The sequence below is a fragment of the Flavobacterium sp. NRK1 genome (assembly GCF_024054175.1).
In the GTDB taxonomy this organism is placed as follows: Bacteria; Bacteroidota; Bacteroidia; order Flavobacteriales; family Flavobacteriaceae; genus Flavobacterium.
Window position 1 is genome coordinate 3,318,140 of record NZ_JAMXLA010000001.1, and the last position, 23,751, is coordinate 3,341,890.

The 23,751-nt window shown below is 34.9% G+C and carries 20 protein-coding genes and 1 other RNA gene; 10 read left to right on the plus strand and 11 right to left on the minus strand.

The genetic code is table 11. From position 1 onward, the window contains the following. The 3 genes from NHE85_RS15355 to NHE85_RS15365 form a co-directional block, all read right to left on the minus strand. Positions 1-1,258: efflux RND transporter periplasmic adaptor subunit (locus tag NHE85_RS15355; RefSeq protein ID WP_252813021.1), on the minus strand; the 1,258-nt coding region annotated here is incomplete at its 3' end. A gap of 3 nt (positions 1,259-1,261) precedes the next feature. Then, a complete protein-coding gene (locus tag NHE85_RS15360; protein ID WP_252813022.1) occupies positions 1,262-5,605 on the minus strand; it encodes a CusA/CzcA family heavy metal efflux RND transporter in 4,344 nt (1,447 codons plus the stop codon). Positions 5,606-5,688: 83 nt separating this feature from the next. Continuing rightward, positions 5,689-6,015, minus strand: coding sequence for a DUF6660 family protein (locus tag NHE85_RS15365; protein ID WP_308219365.1), 327 nt, complete (start codon positions 6,013-6,015; stop codon positions 5,689-5,691). Between the two features lie 258 nt (positions 6,016-6,273). On the opposite strand from NHE85_RS15365, the gene NHE85_RS15370 reads away from it, so the two are divergent. Further along, positions 6,274-8,430, plus strand: coding sequence for a catalase (locus NHE85_RS15370; protein WP_252813024.1), 2,157 nt, complete (start codon positions 6,274-6,276; stop codon positions 8,428-8,430). A gap of 45 nt (positions 8,431-8,475) precedes the next feature. Further along, positions 8,476-8,955, plus strand: a complete 480-nt coding sequence (locus NHE85_RS15375) for a hypothetical protein (protein ID WP_252813025.1) — start codon at positions 8,476-8,478, stop codon at positions 8,953-8,955. Positions 8,956-9,024: 69 nt separating this feature from the next. On the opposite strand, the gene NHE85_RS15380 is transcribed toward NHE85_RS15375, so the two are convergent. The 4 genes from NHE85_RS15380 to NHE85_RS15395 all read right to left on the minus strand — a co-directional run bounded on the left by NHE85_RS15380 (position 9,025) and on the right by NHE85_RS15395 (position 13,928). Continuing rightward, positions 9,025-9,543 (minus strand): DinB family protein, encoded by a 519-nt coding sequence (locus tag NHE85_RS15380; RefSeq protein ID WP_252813026.1) that lies wholly within the window; start codon positions 9,541-9,543, stop codon positions 9,025-9,027. A 3-nt stretch (positions 9,544-9,546) separates the two neighbouring features. Further along, the gene (locus NHE85_RS15385) at positions 9,547-12,123 is read right to left on the minus strand and encodes a phosphoenolpyruvate carboxylase (RefSeq protein WP_252813027.1); all 2,577 of its coding nucleotides are present in this window, start codon (positions 12,121-12,123) and stop codon (positions 9,547-9,549) included. Between the two features lie 81 nt (positions 12,124-12,204). Then, positions 12,205-12,684: an Lrp/AsnC family transcriptional regulator gene (locus NHE85_RS15390; protein WP_026300077.1), complete on the minus strand. Its 480-nt coding sequence runs from the start codon at positions 12,682-12,684 to the stop codon at positions 12,205-12,207. Between the two features lie 86 nt (positions 12,685-12,770). Beyond that, on the minus strand, positions 12,771-13,928 hold the full coding sequence (locus tag NHE85_RS15395) for a M14 metallopeptidase family protein (RefSeq protein WP_252813028.1): 1,158 nt from the start codon (positions 13,926-13,928) through the stop codon (positions 12,771-12,773). Positions 13,929-14,208: 280 nt separating this feature from the next. On the opposite strand from NHE85_RS15395, the gene NHE85_RS15400 reads away from it, so the two are divergent. Beyond that, complete coding sequence (locus tag NHE85_RS15400; protein WP_252813029.1) at positions 14,209-14,694, plus strand: helix-turn-helix transcriptional regulator; 486 nt, start codon at positions 14,209-14,211, stop codon at positions 14,692-14,694. A 206-nt stretch (positions 14,695-14,900) separates the two neighbouring features. On the opposite strand, the gene NHE85_RS15405 is transcribed toward NHE85_RS15400, so the two are convergent. After that, on the minus strand, positions 14,901-15,452 hold the full coding sequence (locus tag NHE85_RS15405; RefSeq protein WP_252813030.1) for a 1-acyl-sn-glycerol-3-phosphate acyltransferase: 552 nt from the start codon (positions 15,450-15,452) through the stop codon (positions 14,901-14,903). Positions 15,453-15,511: 59 nt separating this feature from the next. On the opposite strand from NHE85_RS15405, the gene NHE85_RS15410 reads away from it, so the two are divergent. Further along, on the plus strand, positions 15,512-16,174 hold the full coding sequence (locus NHE85_RS15410; RefSeq protein WP_252813031.1) for a spermidine synthase: 663 nt from the start codon (positions 15,512-15,514) through the stop codon (positions 16,172-16,174). 48 nt (positions 16,175-16,222) lie between these two features. On the opposite strand, the gene kdsB is transcribed toward NHE85_RS15410, so the two are convergent. Together kdsB and NHE85_RS15420 are read right to left on the minus strand one after the other, a co-directional pair. Then, positions 16,223-16,954 (minus strand): 3-deoxy-manno-octulosonate cytidylyltransferase, encoded by a 732-nt coding sequence (gene kdsB, locus NHE85_RS15415; RefSeq protein WP_252813032.1) that lies wholly within the window; start codon positions 16,952-16,954, stop codon positions 16,223-16,225. Between the two features lie 11 nt (positions 16,955-16,965). Further along, positions 16,966-18,387, minus strand: coding sequence for an ATP-dependent RecD-like DNA helicase (locus tag NHE85_RS15420; protein WP_252813033.1), 1,422 nt, complete (start codon positions 18,385-18,387; stop codon positions 16,966-16,968). Positions 18,388-18,494: 107 nt separating this feature from the next. On the opposite strand from NHE85_RS15420, the gene NHE85_RS15425 reads away from it, so the two are divergent. The 3 genes from NHE85_RS15425 to NHE85_RS15435 are packed head-to-tail and all read left to right on the plus strand — an operon-like array spanning position 18,495 to position 20,469. Then, the gene (locus tag NHE85_RS15425) at positions 18,495-19,298 is read left to right on the plus strand and encodes a DUF3822 family protein (protein WP_252813034.1); all 804 of its coding nucleotides are present in this window, start codon (positions 18,495-18,497) and stop codon (positions 19,296-19,298) included. After that, positions 19,295-19,879, plus strand: a complete 585-nt coding sequence (gene rsmD / locus NHE85_RS15430) for a 16S rRNA (guanine(966)-N(2))-methyltransferase RsmD (protein ID WP_252813035.1) — start codon at positions 19,295-19,297, stop codon at positions 19,877-19,879. Before NHE85_RS15425 ends, rsmD begins: the two co-directional genes overlap by 4 nt. 44 nt (positions 19,880-19,923) lie before the next feature. After that, a complete protein-coding gene (locus tag NHE85_RS15435; RefSeq protein WP_252813036.1) occupies positions 19,924-20,469 on the plus strand; it encodes a DUF3575 domain-containing protein in 546 nt (181 codons plus the stop codon). On the opposite strand, the gene rnpB is transcribed toward NHE85_RS15435, so the two are convergent. Further along, positions 20,468-20,787, minus strand: an RNA gene (gene rnpB / locus NHE85_RS15440) — RNase P RNA component class A. The two genes, NHE85_RS15435 and rnpB, sit on opposite strands and share 2 nt — an antisense overlap. A 163-nt stretch (positions 20,788-20,950) precedes the next feature. On the opposite strand from rnpB, the gene NHE85_RS15445 reads away from it, so the two are divergent. The 3 genes from NHE85_RS15445 to dnaX all read left to right on the plus strand — a co-directional run bounded on the left by NHE85_RS15445 (position 20,951) and on the right by dnaX (position 23,497). Further along, positions 20,951-21,253, plus strand: coding sequence for a hypothetical protein (locus NHE85_RS15445; protein ID WP_252813037.1), 303 nt, complete (start codon positions 20,951-20,953; stop codon positions 21,251-21,253). 6 nt (positions 21,254-21,259) lie between these two features. Continuing rightward, entirely contained in the window at positions 21,260-22,333 is a 1,074-nt protein-coding gene (locus NHE85_RS15450) for a DNA topoisomerase IB (RefSeq protein WP_252813038.1), read from the plus strand. Between the two features lie 78 nt (positions 22,334-22,411). Beyond that, positions 22,412-23,497, plus strand: coding sequence for a DNA polymerase III subunit gamma/tau (gene dnaX, locus NHE85_RS15455; protein WP_252813039.1), 1,086 nt, complete (start codon positions 22,412-22,414; stop codon positions 23,495-23,497). Positions 23,498-23,751 lie beyond the last annotated feature (254 nt).

The following is a 23,751-nucleotide window of genomic DNA, read 5'->3' on the forward strand; positions in this document are numbered from 1 at the left end:
CCCCCCCCTGACTTTTAACAAGATGACTTTGGATATAATAAGCACCTTTCAGAACAATTATTGTTTCTTTGTGAATTTTCTGAAGTGGTGTTATCTGTGTATAGCCTAACTGAGTTGTGCCCGTCTTTACTTCTATACGTTGAAAATGATACGAATCTTCTTCTGGGATATTCTCATCATCATGCCCCTGTTCAGCATGTTCACTATGATCAGGTTCCTTATGCTCATCTTCTAATATAAAAATATATTCCCTGCCCTCTGCTCTTACAACAGCCTCCGAAGGTATAGCCTCTACCCGGTGTGTTCCTACGTCAATAAGAGCATTTACATACATACCCGGAATGAGTGATTGTCCCGTATTTACAATATCGGCGTGAACAGCTACCGATTTGGTATCATTCTCAAAAGACTTGCTTACATTAAATACTTTTCCTATGATTTCAGTATTATCCTGATTTGTAAGCACAAAACGAACAGTTTGTCCCGGTTTTACTTTTGAGAGGTCTTTTTCATATACCAAAAGGTCTACATGAAGTTTGGAATTATCTACAATAGTAAGCAATGGTTTACCGGGTTCAGCACTGCTGCTTAGTGTTATATTAATTTCAGTTACATGCCCTGAAATGGGTGAAGTTACATACATTAGGGAGTTAACACTAGTTTTGCTTAAATTAAGAAGCGAAAGCTGTTTGTCAAGAGAATTAAATTTTGCCTTTTCAATTTCATAATCTGACTTAGTGCGCTGGAATATTTTTTTCGAATTTACATTCTCCTTACTAAGTATTTTTTGACGCTCAAAATCCAGTTTTAAAAACTCCAGATTACTTTTAGAGGTAAGATAAGCCTCCTGCAGGCGGGCAAATTCAGGGCTTTCCAACACCGCTAATATCTGTCCTTTTTTTACCTGCTCTCCCTCAATAACTTTGATTGATGTGACTATACCGCCCATATGCACAGAAACATCTGCCTGGTTCTGTGGTGGGAGTTTTGTATAGCCATTGGCATTAACCACTTCACTAAGATTCTTTAATGAAAAGCCACCCAATTCAATTGAAGCATTTTCAAACTGTGCCTTGCTAAGCTCCACCTCTTTCACTGCTGTGTTTTCTTCTTCTTTTACAGCTTCCTTATTTTTCTGATGCTTATGATCATGAGCAGTTTCCTCTGCTGGTTTGCGCAAAAAGAAATAATCGAGAGCAAAAACAACCGCAATTCCCAGGAGGATATAAAGTATAGTTCTAAAATTTATCTTTTTCATTTTCTATTGGTTTAAAAGGTATTGCAGGTTAATTACTGCCTGATTGTGTTTATTAATTGCATTAAGATAATTAAGCCTTATACCAAGGGCTGTTTCCAGTCCCTGTACATATTCTATATAAGAAATATCGCCATTTAAATAGGCTTTTGAAGCATTATTTTCAATGATACCTGCGTTAGGAAGTGCAGTATTTATATAATATCGGATAAGGGATTCAAAAGTTGTAAGCTGTTCAATCTGCTGACTATAAGCACTCTGAATCTGTTCCTTCATATAATCTGCATGTGCCTCCTGCGCGTGTGTATTAATCTTGGCTGCTTTAATTCTTGAAGAAGTACTACCTGCAAATATAGGTATGCCAATTCCTATTGAGAAACCGGTAAAACGTAATGCGCCATCATAATTTACGGTATTGCCGTTTACTTCCTGTGGCCCTCGTATGGACTGCATAAAATAACCGGCACTAACTTCAGGCCATAAAGCAGACTTTTCAATACGGGCATTAGCTTTTGCTATATCACTTTCCTTGCGGGCCAGCTTAAGGTTTGCATTGTTTTGAACCATAGTTGAGTCTGACAATTCAAAAGCCGGCAGAGATACAAATGCTGAATCGCTGAGTGTGAAATCATCTTTCAGACTCAACAGCGTTTTTATCTTATATTTTTCAATCTTCATTAAAGCATCATTTTGAAGTAATTGCTGTTCCAGTTCCTGCTGCTTGGCGTTGGCTGTGGTACTTTCAAGCGAGCCGGTTTCTCCTGTACGAAATTTCAGGTCGGAAGCCCGAACAAATTTCTTCATATGATCGTTTTGCTTCTTAAGGGCTTTATTTACGTGTAAGTAATAAAGCAACGCATTCCAAGATTGCCGTACACTTAATATCATATCCTGCTTATCACCTGTATAACGCAGTTCTGCTGCAAGAGCATTTTCATTAAGAAGCTTCTTTTTAGGCCCATAGGTAAAAGGACTGAAAGTTTGGGAAATGGTAATATTCTTATCCTGCTGTACTGTGTTTAGTTGTCCGAAAGTACCGGAAATATTAGTTTTTGGCAGGTCAAAAGCCGTTCCTTTTAACTGTGAATGCATTTTGCTTTCTAAAGAAGCTGCCTGCAATCCTTTGTTATTTTGCAAAGCAATGTTTATTGCTTTATTCAGGTTCAACGGTTCTGTGGATTGTCCGCGGACTCCAAAAATGGAAAATAAGAGTACAATTACAGTGATTACTTTCGTATCCGGCATTTTTCTGAATCCTTTTTCAAAGTAATAATAAAGAATAGGCAATACAATAAGAGTAAGCAGGGTTGCCGTTACCAGCCCGCCTATTACTACTGTTGCCAGAGGTTTTTGTACTTCTGCACCGGCTCCTGTACTTAAAGCCATAGGTAGAAAACCTAGTGAGGCTACCATAGCAGTAAGAATAACAGGTCTTAATCGTACTTTGGTACCTTCTTTAATACGTTCATAAATATTATCCATTCCTTCTTTTTTAAGCTGATTAAAATAAGCGATAAGCACAATACCATTAAGCACAGCTACACCGAACAAAGTAATGAAGCCTACACCTGCTGAAATACTGAAAGGCATATTTCTTATCCAAAGTGCAAAAACACCGCCAATGGCTGCCAGTGGAATAGCAGTAAATATGAGTATAGACTGCTTTACAGACCTGAATGTGAAATACAATAAGATAAATATCAAACCGAGGGCTATAGGTACAGCAACCATAAGCCGTTTATTAGCTTCCAGCAGATTTTCAAACTGTCCGCCGTAAGTTATATAGTAACCAGCGGGAAGTATAAGATTTTCTGATAATTTCTCCTGAATACGGCTTACCACGCTTTCCACATCTTCCCCCCTTACATTAAAGCCTACTACAATTCTTCTTCTTCCGTCTTCACGGCTTATCTGCATCGGACCCTCTTCATATTTTATATCTGCTACCTGTTCGAGGGGAATCTGGCTGCCGGATGGCAGGGTTACATACATAGATTTTAGGTTGTTTATGTCCTGTCGGTTTTCAGGTTTAAGGCGTACTACAAGATCAAAACGCTTTTCCCCCTCATAAACGGTACCTGCTGCCTCTCCGGCAAACCCCATACGGACCACACGGTTCAGCTCTCCTATGTTTAGTCCGTAAAGTGCCAGGCGATCTTTATTGTAACGTACTGTTACCTGTGGAAGTCCCGCCACTCTCTCTGCACGTGCATCGGAAACACCTTCAATACCCTGTATTACCTGCATTACTTCGTCACCTTTGGAAACAAGCATATCAATATCTTCACCAAATATCTTAATAGCTACATCACTCCTTACACCTGTCATCAATTCATTCATACGCATTTGTACCGGCTGAGAAAACTCTGTTATTGCTCCGGGTATCTGTTCCAGCGCTTCCTCCATTTTTTCCATAAGTTCTTCTTTGGTTTCAGCAGAGGTCCATAGTTTTTTATCTTTTAATATTATTATCATATCGCCGGCCTCAATAGGCATAGGATCGGTAGGTATTTCCGCACTGCCTATTTTGGTTACAATCATTTCTATCTCCGGAAAACGTTCTTTAAGAATTTTTTCTGCTTTAGTGGTTGCTTCCACTTCCTGAGACAGCGAACTTCCGGAAGCAATAATGAGGTGGGTAGCAATGTCACCTTCATCTAGTGTAGGAATGAATTCTCCCCCAAGAGAATTAAAAATAAACAAGGCTATTATAAATATCCCAACAAATACACTTATAATGATCCCTTTAAACTGAAGTGCAGTGTTTAACACAGGCTGATAAATAGTATAAATGGTGTTAAGTATTCTGTCACTGATATTAGGTTTGTGCCCTGTTTCTTTTTTAAGCACCCAAGCACTCATCATTGGCACATAGGTTAGCGAAAGCAGGAAGGCCCCCAGTATTGCAAAAGAAACCGTCTGGGCCATTGGCCCGAACATTTTCCCCTCTACGCCCACAAGGGCAAGTATAGGAAGATAAACTATAAGTATAATTATTTCTCCAAATGCAGCACTGCTTCGTATTTTAGAGGCAGCAGTATAAACTTCATCATTCATTTGATTGGAAGTTAACTGCTGTTTTTTCATAGCCTCCAGTCTTTGAATAATTGCCTCAACTATAATAACGGCACCATCTACTATTATCCCAAAATCAATAGCACCAAGGCTCATCAGATTGCCGCTTACACCAAAAAGGCGCATCATAGTAATAGCAAACAAAAGTGAAAGTGGAATAACAGATGCCACAACCAGGCCTGCACGCCAGTTGCCTAATAGCAGCACTAATACAAATATTACAATCAGCGCTCCTTCTATCAGATTGGTACGTACTGTTCCAATAGCATTGTCTACCAGCTTTGTTCTGTCAAGAAAAGGTTCTACAGACACACCTTCCGGTAATGATTTTTTTATCTGCTCCATTTTTTCTTTTACCCGGGCAACAACTTCACCACTGTTCTCCCCTTTCAGCATCATTACCATGCCGCTTACTTCTTCTCCTTTTCCGTCTTTTGTTACCGCACCATAGCGTATACTGCTGCCTATTTGGGCCGTAGCTACATCACGCACCAGTATAGGAATACCATTTTTATTTTTAATTACAATTTTTTTAATATCTTCAATACTGCTTACCATACCTACTCCGCGGATAAAATAGGCATAGGGCTTCTTATCGATATAAGCTCCTCCCGTATTCTCATTATTCTGTTCAAGAGCGTCAAAAATTTCGGTTATGGTTACATCCATACTCTTTAGCCTGTCAGGATCAACAGCTATCTCATACTGCTTTAACAAACCTCCCAAAGTATTTACTTCGGCTACACCAGGTGTTCCTGTTAACTGTGGTTTTATAATCCAGTCCTGAATAGTACGCAGTTCTATAGCGCTATACTTGTCCTCATAACCTTTTTCAGGAAATACAACATATTGATAAATTTCCCCAAGACCTGTACTGATAGGAGCCATTTCAGGGCTGCCTAAACGCTTGGGAATTATATTTTCTGCTTGCCGCAGCCTTTCAGAAATCTGTGCACGAGCCCAGTAAATATCAGTATCTTCTTTAAAAACCACTGTGACTACGCTAAGACCGAAACGACTTATAGAACGTAGTTCTACAATTTGGGGAATGGACTTTACTGAAAGCTCTATAGGATAGGTAATAAACTGTTCTACATCCTGTGTTGCCAGTGTAGGTGAAGTTGTTATGATTTGCACCTGATTATTAGTAATATCAGGAAGGGCATCAATTGAGAGGTTGTTAAGCGAATAACTTCCCACAGCTATTAATGCCAAAGTAAACAGCCCAACAATAAACTTATTGTTGATGCTGAAATGAATAATCTTATCTAACATCGAATTGTTTTACTATAATGACTACTATGTTAAAGTCCGGCTTAATGCCAAACACTTACAGCCGGTTCATCACCGGCACATCATTATACCAATTGGGGCGGCTGCCAGATAGAACCTTTGAACAAAGATTGTAATGATTGATAGAAAACAGGTTCCTGAAACGAAGTTGGAACAGGAATAAAAAATGTTATATCAAAAGGAGAATGTACAATTACAGCTGCCACACAACTGCCACAAACACAAAAAGGCGTACAAATTTCAATATCATCATGATGGCCGGCATGACTTTGTTCAATCTGACTGTGTTTTAAAACTACATTTTTAGTATGTGCATCACTACAAGGAAATACCATTAATACCAGTAAATATACTGATAGAAAATAAGTTGCTATTTGCTTTAAATTTTGCACGGGCTAAAATTAATAAATATAATTCAGTTGGGTTTAAATTGTTTCTAATTTTTATATAAAGCTAAACTTACAGATTTTACTTTAATACTATATTACATCAATATAAAAGAGCATAATATCAGGATATTAGATAAGCTAAAGTTAATACAATTGACAATTTTTTAAGAGATAATGATTGTAAATTTAACGTGACAAGTAAAAAAAATGCTTAAAAAATAGTAGCAATACCTCATGTATTAACCAACTAAAAATCTTACAATGAAGAAAAATGACACACCTACAACAGAAAATGCAAAATTAAAAGACCTGGAAAAAAACAAAGAATACAGCGAAAACCAGTTTATTACTACTGATCAGGGTGTTAAGATAAATGACGATCACAACACCCTAAAAGCCGGAGAACGCGGGCCTTCCCTACTGGAAGATTTTATAATGCGTGAAAAGATTACACACTTTGATCATGAACGTATTCCTGAACGCATTGTACATGCAAGAGGTTCTGCTGCTCACGGATATTTTGAATCGTATGGTAATATAAATCAATATACTAAAGCTGGATTTTTAAACGATACTACTATAAAAACTCCTGTATTTGCGCGTTTTTCTACGGTAGCAGGATTTAGGGGCTCAACAGACCTTGCGCGCGATGTACGTGGATTTGCTGTTAAATTTTACACTCAGGAAGGTAATTTTGACTTAGTCGGAAATAATATGCCAGTATTCTTCATTCAGGATGCTATGAAGTTTCCTGACCTTATACATGCTGTGAAACCGGAGCCGCATAATGAAATTCCACAGGCAGCTTCTGCTCATGATACGTTTTGGGATTTTATTTCCTTAATGCCTGAATCTATGCATATGATAATGTGGGTTATGAGTGACCGTGCCATTCCGAGAAGTTTAAGGATGATGGAAGGTTTCGGTATTCATACTTTCCGCCTTGTAAATGAAAAAAATATGTCAGTGTTTGTGAAATTTCACTGGAAACCCAAATTAGGTACTCATGCTGTTGTATGGGATGAAGCATTAAAAATATCCGGTAATGATCCTGATTTCCATAGAAGAGATTTATGGGAAGCTATTGAAAATGGAAATTATCCTGAATGGGAACTTGGAGTACAGATAGTGCCGGAAGAAGATGAACACAAATTCAATTTTGACCTGCTTGATCCTACTAAAATTATTCCTGAAGAATTGGTTCCTGTAACTAAGATCGGACGTATGGTACTTAACAGAAATCCTGATAACTTTTTTGCCGAAACAGAACAGGTGGCGTTTCACCCCGGGCATTTAGTTCCCGGTATTGACTTCTCTAATGACCCTTTACTACAGGGCAGGCTGTTTTCATATACAGATACTCAGCTATCACGACTGGGAAGTCCAAATTTTCATGAAATTCCTATCAACAGGTCTATTGCCCCTATGCATAATAACCAGAGGGACGGCCATATGAGACAGGAAATAAATGTGGGACGTACAAGTTATAGCCCTAATTCATTAGGTGGCGGATGCCCTTTTCAGGCAAAAATGGCTGAGGGAGGTTTTGTAAGTGTAAATGAAAGGGTTGAAGCTCACAAAGTACGCGAACGCAGTGAAAGTTTCGCCGATCATTTTAGCCAGGCGGCTTTGTTTTATAACAGTCAGACCGAAGTAGAACAAAATCATATTATAAATGCTTTACGTTTTGAACTTAGTAAAGTAGAAACTGTTGCTATTCGTGAAAGAATGCTTGGTTTACTATCTCAGGTAGATAAAAAACTTGCTAATAAAGTTGCTGAAGGTTTAGGAATTGCGGTACCATCCCAGCCTGAAAAGCCTTTAAATCATGGCATAGGCGCCGATACCGATACAAAGAAACATGAGCCAAAACCGATTGACAAAAGTTATAAGCCTTCGGATGCTTTAAGTATGCTAAAAAATCCAACTGTTACTAATACCATTGAAACCAGGCAAGTAGCTTTTATTTGCACAGATGGTGTTAGCGAAACATCAGTTAATAACCTTAAAAAGGCATTGGAATCACAGGGTGCAATGGCGATGATTATTGGCCCACATGCCGGCAATATAAAAACTGATAAGGGTAAAGAAATTAAGGCCGATCATACATTTTTTTCTTCGTCTTCTGTATTATTTGATGCAGTATATATTCCTGCATCACCTAATGCTGCGATGTTAGAGAATAACTATAATGTTTTAGAATTTATAAGCAATGCTTACAGGCATTGTAAAGTAATTGGTGCTGATATTGAAGTTCAGCAGCTTTTGGAAAAAGCGATTGGTAAAAAGCCTGCTGATAAAAAAGATGCAGCTATGTTAGGCATAGTAATTAATAACGACAAAAATTTTGCTGATAATTTTATCAAAGAGCTTGGAAAACATCGTATCTGGGAAAGAGAAGAAAAAACAATGCAGTAATAATCCGGAGGAAGGCATCGCCTTCCTCCTTTTATATATTATAATATGAAAACTACAGAAAAGCTAATTATAGCCGGAATTGTTGGTACTACATTTATGACTTTATATAGTTATTACATTTCTAAAAAGGAAAATGAGAAATACCTGGAACCCGAAATGATTAATGAACTTATTGACAATTCTAAAAATTTACCAAATGTAAATAATGAAAGATATCATCCTGCAGGATGGGGATTGCATTATGTTACAGGAATTAGCTTTATGGCTGTTTACTGGTTATTATGGAAAAGAGCTTTAACACATCCTACCATAAGTAAAATTTTAATTATTGGCTCTTTAAGCGGAGTTGTGGGAATTATTGTATGGAAAATTATTTTTTCACAACACGAGAAGCCGCCACATAATGATCGTTATGGTTATTACAAACAATTATTTACAGCTCATATTATTTTCTCATTTTTTGCTTTAAGTACATATAAACTATGCAATAAAGCCGATAATTATACTATAGAAAATAAGCATTAAAAAAACTCTTGCTAATAAGCTGGAAGAATATTAAAGGCAATCCCAATTAAACAGGATTGCCTTTTTTTGTTATAAGTAACGTTCCTTAAAAACATTAATATGATGATTCTGATGGCCTATAATAAGAAAACCAAACGCGCGGACAGACACTGTATAGCCTGAAGCAACACCTTTTCTTAGCATAGCATTTACAGGAAATGATTTGAACATCATAATATTTGCATGACGTAAAGCAGATATTTCGGTTAACAGATCATTTATAGATCTTTTTGAACCTTCAGCATTATCAGCATATAAATTTTCATCAAAGCCAGGTAATATGGTTTCATCGCCACGTGAAAAGCGTAAAGCCCTGTAAGCGAATATTCTTTCAGAATCAATTAAATGCTGAAGTATATCTTTTATAGTCCATTTTCCTTCTGCATAACGATAGTCATATTTATCCATAGGAATTTCCCTGACAAAGTGGATTAAATTATGAACACTTATCTCAAGCTCTTCAGTAAGTGTATAAGCCGGATCAACTAATTTAATATATGATTCCTGATAAGGCGCATATTCGTCAGTCTGTATATCGGTAATTTTCATTTTTTAAGCAGAATTTCTACTGGCATTAATATTTCCAAAAAGGGAACGGGTTACAATTTTTTCAAATACATCCAGCTTATCGGCATTCTCATCACCTTTTTTCATCTGCCTTATTTTTGTTAATGCATATTGTTGAATGGTAAGCAAAGGTAATACAATATGCTCTCTTAATTTAATTGAAGCTTTACCATCAGGGTAATTTTCCATTAATTCGCTATATCCCGAAATTTTAAGTAACAGTCGTTTCGTTTCAAGAAATTCTTCATAAATAATTTCCCAAAATTCACCAAATTCTTCGTCTTCTTTCATATAAGCCGTAAGCGGAAAAAATGATTTAGATAATGACATCATACTGTTTTCAAGAAGTGTTCTGAAAAACAGTGAATTATCATACAGGTTCTGAATTTTTTCCCATTCACCAGATTTTTCATAATGTGCTAATGCATACCCTACACCGTAAAAGCCCGGTACATTCTGCTTAAGCTGGCTCCATGATCCTACAAATGGTATTGCTCTTAATTCTCCGAAATCCAGCGAAGCTGATTTACTTCTCTTGGAAGGACGGCTGCCAATATTAGTTTTGGCATAGTAGTTTAGCGTACTCATCTGATCCAGATAAGGTAAGAATTTTGGATGCTGTTTAAAAGCAGTATATTTTTCGTAACCCAATTCAGAGAGATGCTTCATAATTTCACGCTGTTCCGGGGTAAATTGTTTTTTTTCTTTTTCAAATACACCATTTGTAATACCGGCACTTAATAAATTTTCAAGATTAAAACGACAGCTGTCTAATATGCCGAAATTAGAACTTATTGTTTGTCCCTGTATTGTAATCTGTATTTCATTATTATCTATTGTAGCTCCCTGAGATGCGTAGTACTTATGAGTTTTCCCCCCGCCCCTTGCCGGTGGTCCGCCACGCCCATCAAAAAACACAACTTTAATACCATGTTCACGGGCCATTAAAGTAAGATTTTCTTTTGCGGTATAAATACTCCAGTTTGCCATTAAATATCCCCCGTCTTTAGTACCGTCAGAAAAACCAAGCATAATGGTTTGTTTGTTACCGCGTGATTTAAGGTGTTTTGCATATACTTCATTTTCATAAAGCAATTTCATTATAGTGTCTGCTTCCTTAAGATCCTCCACAGTTTCAAATAAAGGGACTATATCTACAGGAGGATTTTTAAAATCCAGTAACGTAAATAATGTAAGCAGCTCAAGTACATTTAAAGCGCTTTCGTTATTGCTTATTATATACCTATTAACTCCAAGTTCGCCATTGCTTTGCTGGATAGTTTTTATAGTTATTATCGATTCTAATGTCTTTTTAGTATCTTCATTTTCAAAATCAGATGGTTTAATACTACCTTTTAGTGTGTTAAGTATTTTAATTTTCTCAAGCTCATCTAACTTGCCATAATCTGACAGATCCTTGTTAGTTTTGCTTAAATAATTTATTACATCAGAAAAAACAGAATCGTGTATTCTGCTATTCTGGCGAATATCCAGAGAAGCAAAGTGATAGCCAAAAAGATTTACCTTATTAATTAATTCGTCAATTTCATCAGAATACAAGGACTGATGCTCATTAACGATCAAATCACGAATTGAAGACAGCTCTTTTTTAAGCTCTTCCAGTGTAATATAAATCTCCCCCTGTGAATAGAAAACTGAGCGGTATAATTTTACTTCAATGTCAGTTATTTTTTCTTCAACACCAACAAAAGTAAGTTTCCTTTTAAGGTTTCTTATATCTCTGTAATAACACTTAAGAATAGAATTCCTAAGCCTGTCGGCTACTTTAAGTGTAATCTCAGTAGTTACAAACGGATTTCCATCACGATCTCCACCCGGCCAGAAACCAAATGACAAAACGGGATGCTTTAAAGTACCTTCTTTAAAAATTGCATTCTGTACATATGAAGACATATCACCCGCAGCCTTATAAAATACATTTTCCAGATACCAGATAAGACTTACTGCTTCATCATAAGGTGTAGGCTTCTCTTTTTTTATAAAAGGAGTTTTACCCAATTGTGATAACAGATTTTTAATCTCTCCCAGATTATTATTTTTAATGGCTTCAGTTAAATCGGTAATAATACCTAATACAGACCCGGGATAAAATTGGGTTGGATGCGCTGTTAAAACAGCACGCACCTGAAAGTCATCAAGAAAATCTCTTAATTCATCCATTAAACCCAGATTTTCAGCTTTATCACGGCTATGACGCAGCGAGCCATTACCTTCAAGATTATTAAGATTGGTAAAAGCAGCATCTTCTATAGCATCAAAAAGCACTATTTGCCTTTCTACATACTGAATGAAACGGAACATCATCCCTATTTTCTCTTCCTCTGAAGTATCAGTAAGGTACTTATCGGCAAATTCATTAAATATTTGTTCAGGGCTTTTATTTTCTTTATAGCCTTCTTCACATAGTTCAGAAAATAAAGGCAATAAACTACCTGTATTATCTATAGCCCTAAAGGGCAAGGTCATGAATATACTATTAAAAAGCTGGTATTTTAGCTGCACTTGTTCATTAAAGCGCTCTATTCTGGTAGCAGGATACATAAGATGTTTTTTATTGGATTGAATTTAATAAAAAAACCCTCATGTATATTACATGAGGGTTATAAAATTTTCATAAAAACCTTACAGGTCTTTAAATATTGTATGCATCAGTCTTTTTTTGTCATTGATGCTCTCTTCTAACGAAATCATTGTTTCAGTTCTGTAAACTCCTTCAATATCATCAATCATGAAGATAACCTCTTTAGCATGTTTTGTATCTTTAGCCCTGATCTTGCAAAAGATATTAAATTTACCGGTTGTAACGTGAGCTACAGTAACAAAAGGAATTTCGTTTATTCTTTCAAGCACAAATTTAGTTTGTGAAGTATTATGAAGGAAAACCCCAACATAAGCAATGAATGAATAGCCTAATTTTTCGTAATCAAGTGTTAATGAAGATCCCATTATAATACCTGCATCTTCCATTTTCTTAACCCTCACATGGACAGTTCCTGCAGAGATCAATAGTTTTTTTGCAATATCAGTAAACGGAACCCTTGTGTTGTCAATCAGCATATCCAGTATCTGATGGTCAACTTCATCTAAACGAAATTTGCTCATAAATGTGTCTTTTAAGGTTATATTGGTTTCTCTAATTCAATTTTTTAAAACCGTTATTAAAAAAATTCATTTATAAGGATATTTTACTACTCTATTTCTACTCCGTTAACAAATTTCCTGTTTAAATCAACAGAAAAATCTGCTTCATTTCCAATTATTGGCATTTTATTAAGCTCATCATCAAGAAATTCTGCACCAAAAGCATCAAATTCTTTGTGTGCATGCAACCCTTCCAAATTACCTATTTCGCTAATAATAGCTCGAAAAATTACAGAATTCTCAAATAGCACTTCCTTATATTGTGATGCAAAATTCGTTATTTTTTCTTTATTTTCATAATTTATTTTGACATTTTTGTACATGATATCATAAAATATAATCTTATTTTGAGGAATATTGAAATATTCTTCCTTTTTGTTAACAACTATAACGTTTTCGTAAATAGCATTAAATCCTGATAATAATGCAAAAAAGATGAATTTTCTTGTTTGCTCTCGCTCATAGTCATCCTGAAAATGTCCTGCTTCAAAAAGTATGGTTGGTACATTTAATGACTGGAACATATCCCCGATACAGTTTATATTAAAAGAATCATCAAACCTACCCACCTGCCCGGGTATAAATTGTTGGAGTGTTTCATTCATTGCCGCTATAACATTTATAGCTTTTAAACGGGTATTATTTATATCTCTTTCATTATTATAAGACGGGGCTAAGAAAGATACTGTAGCCGGCTTAGGAATATCTCCTACACCAAAAATAGTCCGCTGATCATGCATATTATAACAGTAGTCGGGCTTAAATTCCTCAAAAATATTTCTAAGTAATTTGCTTTCTGGTTGCGATAAATTAACTGAGTCACGATTAAGATCTACTTTAAATGCATTCTCTCTAGTATAAAGTTTTGCACCATCAGGATTAAGTATAGGAATAATTAGAAAAGTAAAAGTTGCTTTTAACCGCACAGCAAATTCATTATCTCCTTTAAGAAAATTAAGAAAATCAAAAATAGCTTTCGTAGTTGTCGATTCATTGCCATGCATCTGAGACCACATATAAATTTTTATTTTCCCACTCCCTGCTTTTACGCTATAGATAGGCTCATGAAGAACAGACGTGCCGATAACACTTACTGCGAAAACTTTTTTTAATTCATTTAAAACAGGTTCAATATGATTATTGGTAATATATCTGCCATATAATCTCTCCTCCTTGTTATCTATAAATATTTGCCTTAAATCCATGTATCTTAAATTTGATTACAAAAGTAAACATCTTAAAAGTTACAATTGTAAATACATCTAATTGTTTAATAATTTACTTTTGTAAACAGGCCTATTTTATTATCTTACAAATTAATCAATCACTGTTAAATACATATATTAAGCACTAATAAATCAGTGTATTATATATTGGAATTTAAAGTTTTAATACAGTTAATTTTTATATTTTTACCTCTGGTATTTTTTGCACAAATAAATTGTTTACATTTGTAATATCACAAATATATTTAAATAAGTTACAATGGTAAACACTGAAGATTTTGTAAAACGTCTTGAAATTATATTAGAATTTTATGGGCTGTCTGCTTCTGTTTTTGCAGATAAAATGAGTGTACAACGTTCGGCATTATCACATTTAATGTCCGGCAGAAACAAACCCAGCCTTGATTTTGTGATGAAGATTATTGACAACTTTCCTGAAGTAGACTTTTACTGGCTGGTAAATGGAGCTGGTAATTTTCCAAAGTCTGAAGCTGTACAAGAAACTGATAAAAAAGAGTATGACTCTCCTCCTCCTATTTCAGCCAAAGGAGCAGTTTCACTAGATTTATTTTCTTCTGAAGATAAAACAAGTGAACCAGAAATAAAAAAGGAATTGGATATAAAACCTGATACAGGCAAAACTGTTGAGTCTGTAAACAATAAAAAAGCTAATGAAAATTCTATAGAAAGAATTGTTATTTTTTACAATAATGGAACTTATAAAGAATATATCTCAGGCAATTAAAAAACCCCGATAGCTTTATAAAAAGCTGACCGGGGCCATTAACCAATAAAACAAACACAAATTATCTTTAATAAGATAATCCCCTTTTTCCGGGGAATGATATTCAATATATACTTTATTGGTAATAAGGTATCATTCGTATTTCTCTTGATGTAAAATTACTAAGAGTAGTTGTTAAATTGTTTAAACACTTAGTTAAACTATTCTTAATCATTTTTATAACTATATTCAGGAATATATCCGGCAACATCTTTATAATGTTTTTCTAACACCTTCATATCCCAATCTCTATCACCTGATAAATAATAAGGTTCAGCGATTTTTACGGTTTTATTGCCATAGTCAAATGCTACAGCAATTACAGGCACATTAGCTTTTAATGCTATGTAGTAGAATCCTGTTTTCCATACTTCAACTTTCTTTCTTGTCCCTTCCGGCGCAATCGCAAGCCTGAAAATATCACGCCCGTTAAAAATTCCGGCAATTGCATCCACTTTGTTTTCATTTTTTTGCCTGTTCAACGGAGCACCACCCATCCAACGGAAATAAGCACCAAACGGAAATCTGAAAAGCTCTTTTTTTGCTACGAAATTCATTTCAAGCCCTATACTTCCCCTGGCGAATACTCCAATTACAAAATCCATCCAGCTTGTGTGAGGCACTACGATAATAACGCATTTTTTTACTTCAGGATGCATCACACCTTCTATCTGCCAATGCAATAGCCTGAAAAATATAAATTGATATATTTTTTTCATATTCTTCTCAAAACAGAGCTGTAAAAATAATATATATTTACTGCCGAAAAATATATCCAATGCTTAAAAGACTCCTCAGTTTTTTTGTACCTATAAACATTTACAAGAAAAATTCTGCTATCAGTAATAAACTGGAAGTTACGTATAACAATGGACAGCTTATACTTGATTCTAAAAACACCAACTACTCTTATGGCAGCCTGCAGCGAATACTCCGTAAAGGCCTTAATTACATCGGGTACGAAAGAATACGAGGTTTTGAAAATGTTTTGGTATTGGGAGTAGCTGCAGGAAGTGTTATAAAAACCCTTGCAGAAGAAATACAATTTAAAGGAAAAATAACAGGTGTAGAAATAGATCCTGCAGCTATAGAAATTGCTAATACTTATTTTGACCTAAATAAAATAAAGAATCTGGAAATTGTAATAGATGATGCTTTTGAGTTTGTTTTAAAAACAAAAGAAAAGTATGACCTTATTATTATAGATATTTTTCAGGATACGAAAATGCCTAACTTTTTATTTGAAGATTTTTTCATTAACAGAGTTAACTATTTACTTAATGTAAATGGATTTATATTATTTAATACCATGACATTAACTGAAAAAGATTTTGAACGAAATAAAAATTATAAATCACGTTTCGATAATAATTATTCTTTACGAATGTACCCTAAAGTTGAGGTTCATAATGAGCTATACACTATTAAAAAACTTGCATAAAAATAATAAATGGTAAAGCAATATTTTTTAAGATATTGCTTTACCATTCTATTTGTTTAGCATTTTTCTTGCTTTCTCTAAATCTTCCGGAGTATCTATACCAATACCTGCATGACTGGTTTCTACCATTTTTATTTTCTTGCCATATTCAAGGTAACGAAGCTGTTCCAGTTTTTCTGAGGCTTCCAGTGATTGCATTGGTAAATTATAAAAATCTAACAAAGCATGTTTCCTGAAAGCATAAATTCCTATATGCCTGAAATACCTTACTCCTGCTTCCTTATCTCTTGGATACGGAATTACTGAACGTGAAAAGTATAGTGCAAACTTCTTTTGGTCTACAATAACTTTTACATTATTAGGATTTTCGATATCTTCCCAATCTGTTATATGCATCATAACAGATGCAAGGTCAATTTCATGAGCGGTATCACTTTTAAAAACCTCCAATAGATCAGCTAATGGTTCTTTATTTATAAACGGCTCATCGCCCTGAACATTAACTACAATATCTACATCAAGATTTTCAACAGCTTCACCAATCCTGTCGCTTCCGCTTTCATGCTCTTTTACACTCATAATGGCTTTACCGCCATTAGTTATTATTTCATTAAAAATAATATCAGAGTCAGTTACCACGAAAACATCATCAAACAGCCCGGTTTCCAGTGCTGCCTGATATGTTCTGGTAATAATGGTTTTACCACCCAGATCCTGCATTAATTTTGCAGGAAAACGGGTTGAGGCATATCGTGCGGGTATTACAGCTATTATTTTCATTATATTACAATTTATTCTTCAAAATAATCATCTTTAAAACCTATAAGGTACAATCTGTCTTTTGCCCTTGTTACAGCAGTATATAACCAGCGTATATAATCTTTAGTAATACCATCAGGCAAATACGGTTGTTCTATAAATACAGTATTCCATTGTCCACCCTGAGATTTATGACAGGTTATGGCATATGAAAATTTAACCTGTAGTGCATTAAAATGGGGGTTGTTTTTAACCTTTAGAAACTTTTTATATTGTGCTTCACCTTCATAGTCTTTCATTACCTCCTGATACAATCTATTAGATTCTTCATAAGTAAGAGATGGCGACTCACTTTCTACAGTATCCAGTAATAAATAGGTTTCAAGCGGAACCTGGTTAGGATAATCAACCATTCTTACCTTTACTTTTGCAAATTTAAATCCGTAAAGCTCCTCGATCCTGAATATTTCAAGTATTTCAATAATATCTCCGTTTGCAATAAATCCGGCTTCACTTTTTTCATTAAGCCAAAAATAATTATTCTTAACTACCATCATAAAATCTCCTGTAGAAAGTTCGCTTTCTCTTGATAATATTCTGGTACGTATTTGCTGATTATACTGATTAGCCCTTTTGTTAGAACGCACAATAAAAGCAGTATCTTCAATACTATAATTATTGTATGCCTGATTTATGGCATCCTGAATATCGTAGCCATCAGTTAGTCTTATAATATCTCTAAACCCTCTTAATTTAAACTGAAAGGTATCAATGAAAGATGACTTTAATATTTCTCTTAATTCAGTTGCATTATATAATATTCCTGAATTTTCTTCCTGACGCATTACTTCATCAAGCTCAATATGATGAACATCCTTAAAATAATGCAATGAAAGGGAATCTATATCTAATGCCGGGCTGAGATCAGAATTTACAGGAGGCAACTGTGCAGTATCTCCAATTAATATCATTTTACAATTATTGCCGGAATATACGTATGACATCAAATCATCCAATAATGACCCATTTTCATACATTTTAGATTCCTGTACAGTATCAGAGATCATCGAAGCTTCATCAACAATAAAAATTGTATTGGTAAATTTATTGGGTTGAAGCGTAAATCCTATATTGCCTCCACTACCCTTTTTAGGAAAATAAATACGCTTATGGATCGTAAAAGCCGGTTTATTGGAATATCCTGCAATTACTTTAGCCGCACGCCCTGTAGGTGCAAGTAAGACATATTTTTTATTAGCTTCTATTAAATGGTTTACAATAGTAGAAATTATTGTAGTTTTCCCAGTACCGGCATACCCTTTTAGTACAAACAATTCGTCTTTTGAAACGTTAGTAATAAAGTCTGCTGCTTTTTGCAAAAAAATATCCTGTTTTATCGTAGGATCAAAAGGAAATTTTTGACGGAGCAATTTATAAAATGTAGCAGAATTCATTAAAAAAGTGAAGTATGATATTTATTAGCCCAAAGATAACATGAATTTAAAGATGAGCCCGTACTAAACCAAAAAAGAATGTAAATTTGCAATGAAACTACGTATTAATGAACAACACCATAACTTCACGTAATTATAAAAAGCTGGCACTGCAGGTTTCTGCTAATGGTATGTCTTTTTGTTGCTTTGATACCCTAAACAGAGAGATAACACATTGCGTAACTGCTGATTTTTCTAAATACATTCCTTTAGAAGAAGAATTATGGAAAGCCTTTGTTAATAACCCTTTACTAACAAATCCTTTTGATGAAATTGTAGTATTGCACAACAATAGTTTTAACACATTTGTACCAACTGCACTTTTTGACAATAAATATCCGGGAAGCTACCTTCAGTATAATACTAAGGTTTTTGAAACTGATTTTTTTGCTGTAGATGAACTGGATAGCTATGAGCTGAATAATGTATACGTACCTATGATGAACGTAAATAATTTTCTTATAGACCAGTTTGGTGCTTTTGAATATAAAAATGCTAATAGCGTACTGGTTTCAAAACTATTAGATGCATCTAAAAATATTGATGAAAAGCAGGTTTATGTACACTTTCAGGATTCAAATTTTGAAATAGTGGTTGTTAGAAATCAAAAACTTTTATTATATAATTCCTTTGAATATAAAACACCTGAAGATTTTTTATACTTTTTGCTTTTCACAATGGAACAGCTTTTTCTTAATCCTGAAACAGCAGCAGTATATCTATTAGGAAAAGTAACTGAAAACGACGATAATTACACATTAGCTTATACTTATATCAGAAATATATCTTTATTTAACTCCCAGCCATTACAGCAAAAATGGAACATTACTAAAGATAATGCTTTACAACACTTTATACTATTTAACTCATGAGGATCATTTCAGGAAAATATAAAGGGAGAAGGATAACTGCTCCAAAAAACCTTCCGGTGCGCCCCACGACGGATATGTCTAAAGAGTCGTTGTTTAATATATTAAATAATCGTTTTGATTTTGAAGGCCTTAAAATACTCGATCTTTTTTCCGGCACTGGGAATATAAGCTATGAGTTTGCTTCACGAGGTGCAGCAAGTGTTACTTCTGTTGATGCTGATTTTGGGTGTATAAAATTTATAAAACAAACCAGTGCTGAGTTTGAGTTTGATATAATGGCCCAAAAAAGTGATGTAATTAAGTTTTTAAAAACCAACAAATCATCATATGATATAATTTTTGCTGATCCACCCTATAACCTAGATCAGAAAGTTTTTGAAGAAATAGTTACCCTTGTTTTAGAAAACGAACTTTTACAGCTTGATGGAATGATGATTATAGAGCATTCCAAGCATACAAACCTTAGCCATATGATGAATTTTTCTTTCCAGAAGAACTATGGTGGCTCGGTTTTTTCTTTTTTTGAATTTGATGAAGAAATAGAAGACGATATTATTGCCGATGAAGAAGATTATATGTAATTTTCCTGCAAAATAATTGTTAAAAAACTACTCTTCAATTTCAAATGAAAAAATTCTTTATGCTGGTATTAATACTGGCAGCATTTCCTGCAATTTCACAAACCTATATTAAATTTAATGCTCCTACAACTTTATTGGGCATACCACAAATTGGTATAGAAACAAGCCTTGCAAAAAAAGTAACTTTTCAGGGTGACGTATTAGGTGCATATTGGGAATCTGTAAACAATGCTCCTTTTAAAACATTAATGGTTTTTAGTGAAGTACGATACCATTTTAATGAAAACGATAAAGGCCTTTACGTTGGTGGCCATGTGGGTGGTGCCATATTTGAACTCCAAAAATGGAATTATCTTAATACTGATAAATACCAAAAAGGAGAAGCTTTCTTTTTAGGTATTACTATTGGCTATCAGGTAAAAATTAATGATAAATGGATGATTGACATGTTTATCGGCGGTGGTAACCAGCAGGCTCACTATAAAGGCCGTTACTTATCAAACAATGAACCCTACGAATTTGCCAAATACAATAAAAGCGGCGAATGGCTTCCTTACCGTGGCGGTATAATGTTTTGCTATAAGCTGTAAAAAAAGCAGGCCTGTAAGCCGGATTCTGTAACCCCGCCCAAAAGCGGGGTTTCTTATCATTTATCTAGTCCTTACATTACTGTAAAGGATCAATCTGCCTACCCCCCGGCATTGGGCGGGCAGCCCTTAATTGCCGGTATACATGGCATTTCACCGCATAGAGTTTACCTGGTTTCACTACAGCATTACCTGTACATACTTTCTGTTGCACTTGTCCTCTCCTATTTAAATAGAATGACGGGTGTTACCCGCTATGCTGCCCTATGGTGTCCGGACTTTCCTCCCTCTCTTTGAGACGGCGATAAGACGGCCTGCGGCTGCAAAGATACTCTTTACTTTTAAAGCCCGAAATTTAAAAGTATAAAGTAATTTACGGCCTCGTGCTGTGTGAGAAAATGTTTAACATTTCCTTGGCGGGGTTAAAAAAATGAAATATTTAATTTTAAGCATATAAAACAAACTAACTTAAATATTTTATACCATGGACAGACAAATGTATCATTATGCCACAGTTTCTAAGGCATTACAGGAATTAAGCGATAAAGGTTTTACAACAGATTTTAATCTTGAAGAAGATAGAATTAAAAATCATTGTGAAGATTTTGAGATTGAGCACATCTATCGATACGAAGGCGAAAGCGACCCGGGAGATGAAGCAACTGTTTATGGAATAAAAGCAAAAACAGGTGAAAAAGGCGTGTATGTTGTAAGTCCAGGTGCTTATAGCGAAAATAGCGCTGCAAAAGTATTACTTGATATGAGCATAAAAGGCAGAGCCAATTAAAAAGCCATGAACAGGCTGGAGAAAAAACTTGAAAAAATAGGGAGTAATCCTAAAGTCACTGCTAAAGCTGTTGGCCTTCGTTATTGTTTAAAATCTGATAAAGGTTTTTACAGAAAACGTAAGGGTAATGGCTTTAGTTATATAGATGAATCAGGACACACCGTTAAGGATAGGTATATATTAGAACGTATTAAAAAACTGGTAATTCCGCCCGCTTGGGAAAACGTATGGATATCACCATATGAAAATGGACATTTACAGGTAACCGGTACAGATGCTAAAGGAAGAAAACAATACCGTTATCATCCGGAATGGAACAGAATCAGAAACCAGTCAAAGTTTTACCGGTTAAGGCGGTTTGCACATGCTTTACCCTTAATTAGAGAACATGTTGAAAAAGATCTGAAAAGAAAAGGTTTGCCTTATGAAAAGGTAATTGCCTTAGTAATAAAACTTATTGAGTTAACAAATATCCGTATTGGCAACGACGCTTATAAAAAATTATACGGTTCATTTGGACTTACAACACTTCGGGATAAACATGTGAAATTTGAAGGAGCTTCTGTATCTTTTGATTTTATAGGAAAAAAAGGTGTCAAACATAAAATAAAATTGCAAAGCAAAAAGTTAGCTAATCTTGTAAAAAAATGCAAAGAAATTCCGGGTCATGAACTATTTCAATATTATGATGATGATGGGAAACGCCATACTATTGGGTCTGCAGATGTAAATAATTATATAAAAGATATTACAGGAGAAGATTTTACTGCAAAAGACTTCCGCGCCTGGGCAGGCAGCTTAAATGCATTATGTGCCTTTATAGACATAGGGAATTATAATAATGATACTGATTGTAAGCGAAAAGTAGTTGCCGTATTGGATTCCGTTGCTGAAAAATTAGGTAATACCCGTACTGTTTGTAAAAAATACTACGTTCATCCAACTGTTATTGCAGCTTATGAAAAAGGCACTATAAGTAAATATGCATATGCCGAAGATAATGATATAGAACTTAATCCTAATGAAAAAGCTTTATTAGACTTACTTATTTCTGAAGATATAGCAGAAGTGATTATTTAACTATAAAAGCAAATTATTACGCTATAATATTGGTGTCACTGCTGTAAAAAATTTTATATTTGTATCTCTTTACAGCCTATGGAACAGTTTATAGTATCAGCCAGAAAGTACCGACCGCAAACATTTAAGGATGTTGTTGGGCAACAAGCTATTACCAATACGCTGCTAAATGCCATAGAAAACAATCACCTGGCACAAGCTTTATTATTTACAGGTCCGCGCGGAGTAGGAAAAACTACTTGTGCACGAATATTAGCCCGAAAAATAAATCAGGAAGGTTATGATGACCCTTATGAAGATTTTGCATTTAATGTATTTGAACTGGATGCAGCTTCTAATAACTCAGTAGATGATATACGCAACCTTATAGATCAGGTTCGCATACCTCCGCAAACAGGTAAATACAAGGTATATATTATTGATGAGGTACATATGCTCTCCCAGGCTGCATTTAATGCCTTTTTAAAAACACTTGAAGAGCCGCCAAGACACGCCATATTTATATTGGCAACCACAGAGAAGCATAAAATTATACCTACCATCTTATCAAGATGTCAGATATTTGATTTTAAAAGAATCACCGTTAAAGATGCTAAAGAACATCTTGCAGAAGTTGCCACAAACCAGGGGATTACTTTTGAAGATGATGCATTGCATATTATAGCTCAAAAAGCTGATGGTGCAATGCGTGATGCCTTATCCATATTTGACAGGGTTGTTAGTTACTGCGGTAAGAATCTTACCCGTCAGGCCGTAACTGAAAACTTAAATGTACTTGATTACGAATATTACATAAATGTAACTAATCTTATTCTTGAAAACCGCATTCCTGAATTACTGCTGACGTACAATGAGATTTTAGCAAAAGGATTTGACGGGCATCATTTTATAGCAGGGCTTGCCTCTCATTTCCGCGATTTGCTTGTAAGTAAAAATCCTGCAACGCTAATTTTATTGGAAGCTGGTGAAATAGCTCAGAATTTATATGGTGAACAATCACAAAAAGCAAGTCAGGATTTTTTATTAAAAGCCATAGATATTGCCAATGATTGTGATTTGAAGTACAAATCAAGTCAGAATCAAAGGCTGCTTGTAGAGCTATGCCTTATGCAGCTTGCCTCCATCACTTTTGATGGAGAAAAAAAAAAGCTGACCAATTTATAATTCCTCCCCATTATTTTAAAAATAATCCCACAGTAGCAAAAACAAATGTTGCACCGGAGCAAACTGTTGCCCAAACTGAAAACACAGTTACCGTAACAGAAAGTAAATCTACGGTAATTACCCCGCTGCCTGCTGATAAACTTGAGGTAGATGAGCCGGAAATCATAAAACCTCCCGTAATTACAAAGGTTGATGATGATGGTAGTCCTAAAGTATCGGCTTTTTCACTGGCAGGTTTACGTCAAAAAAAAGAA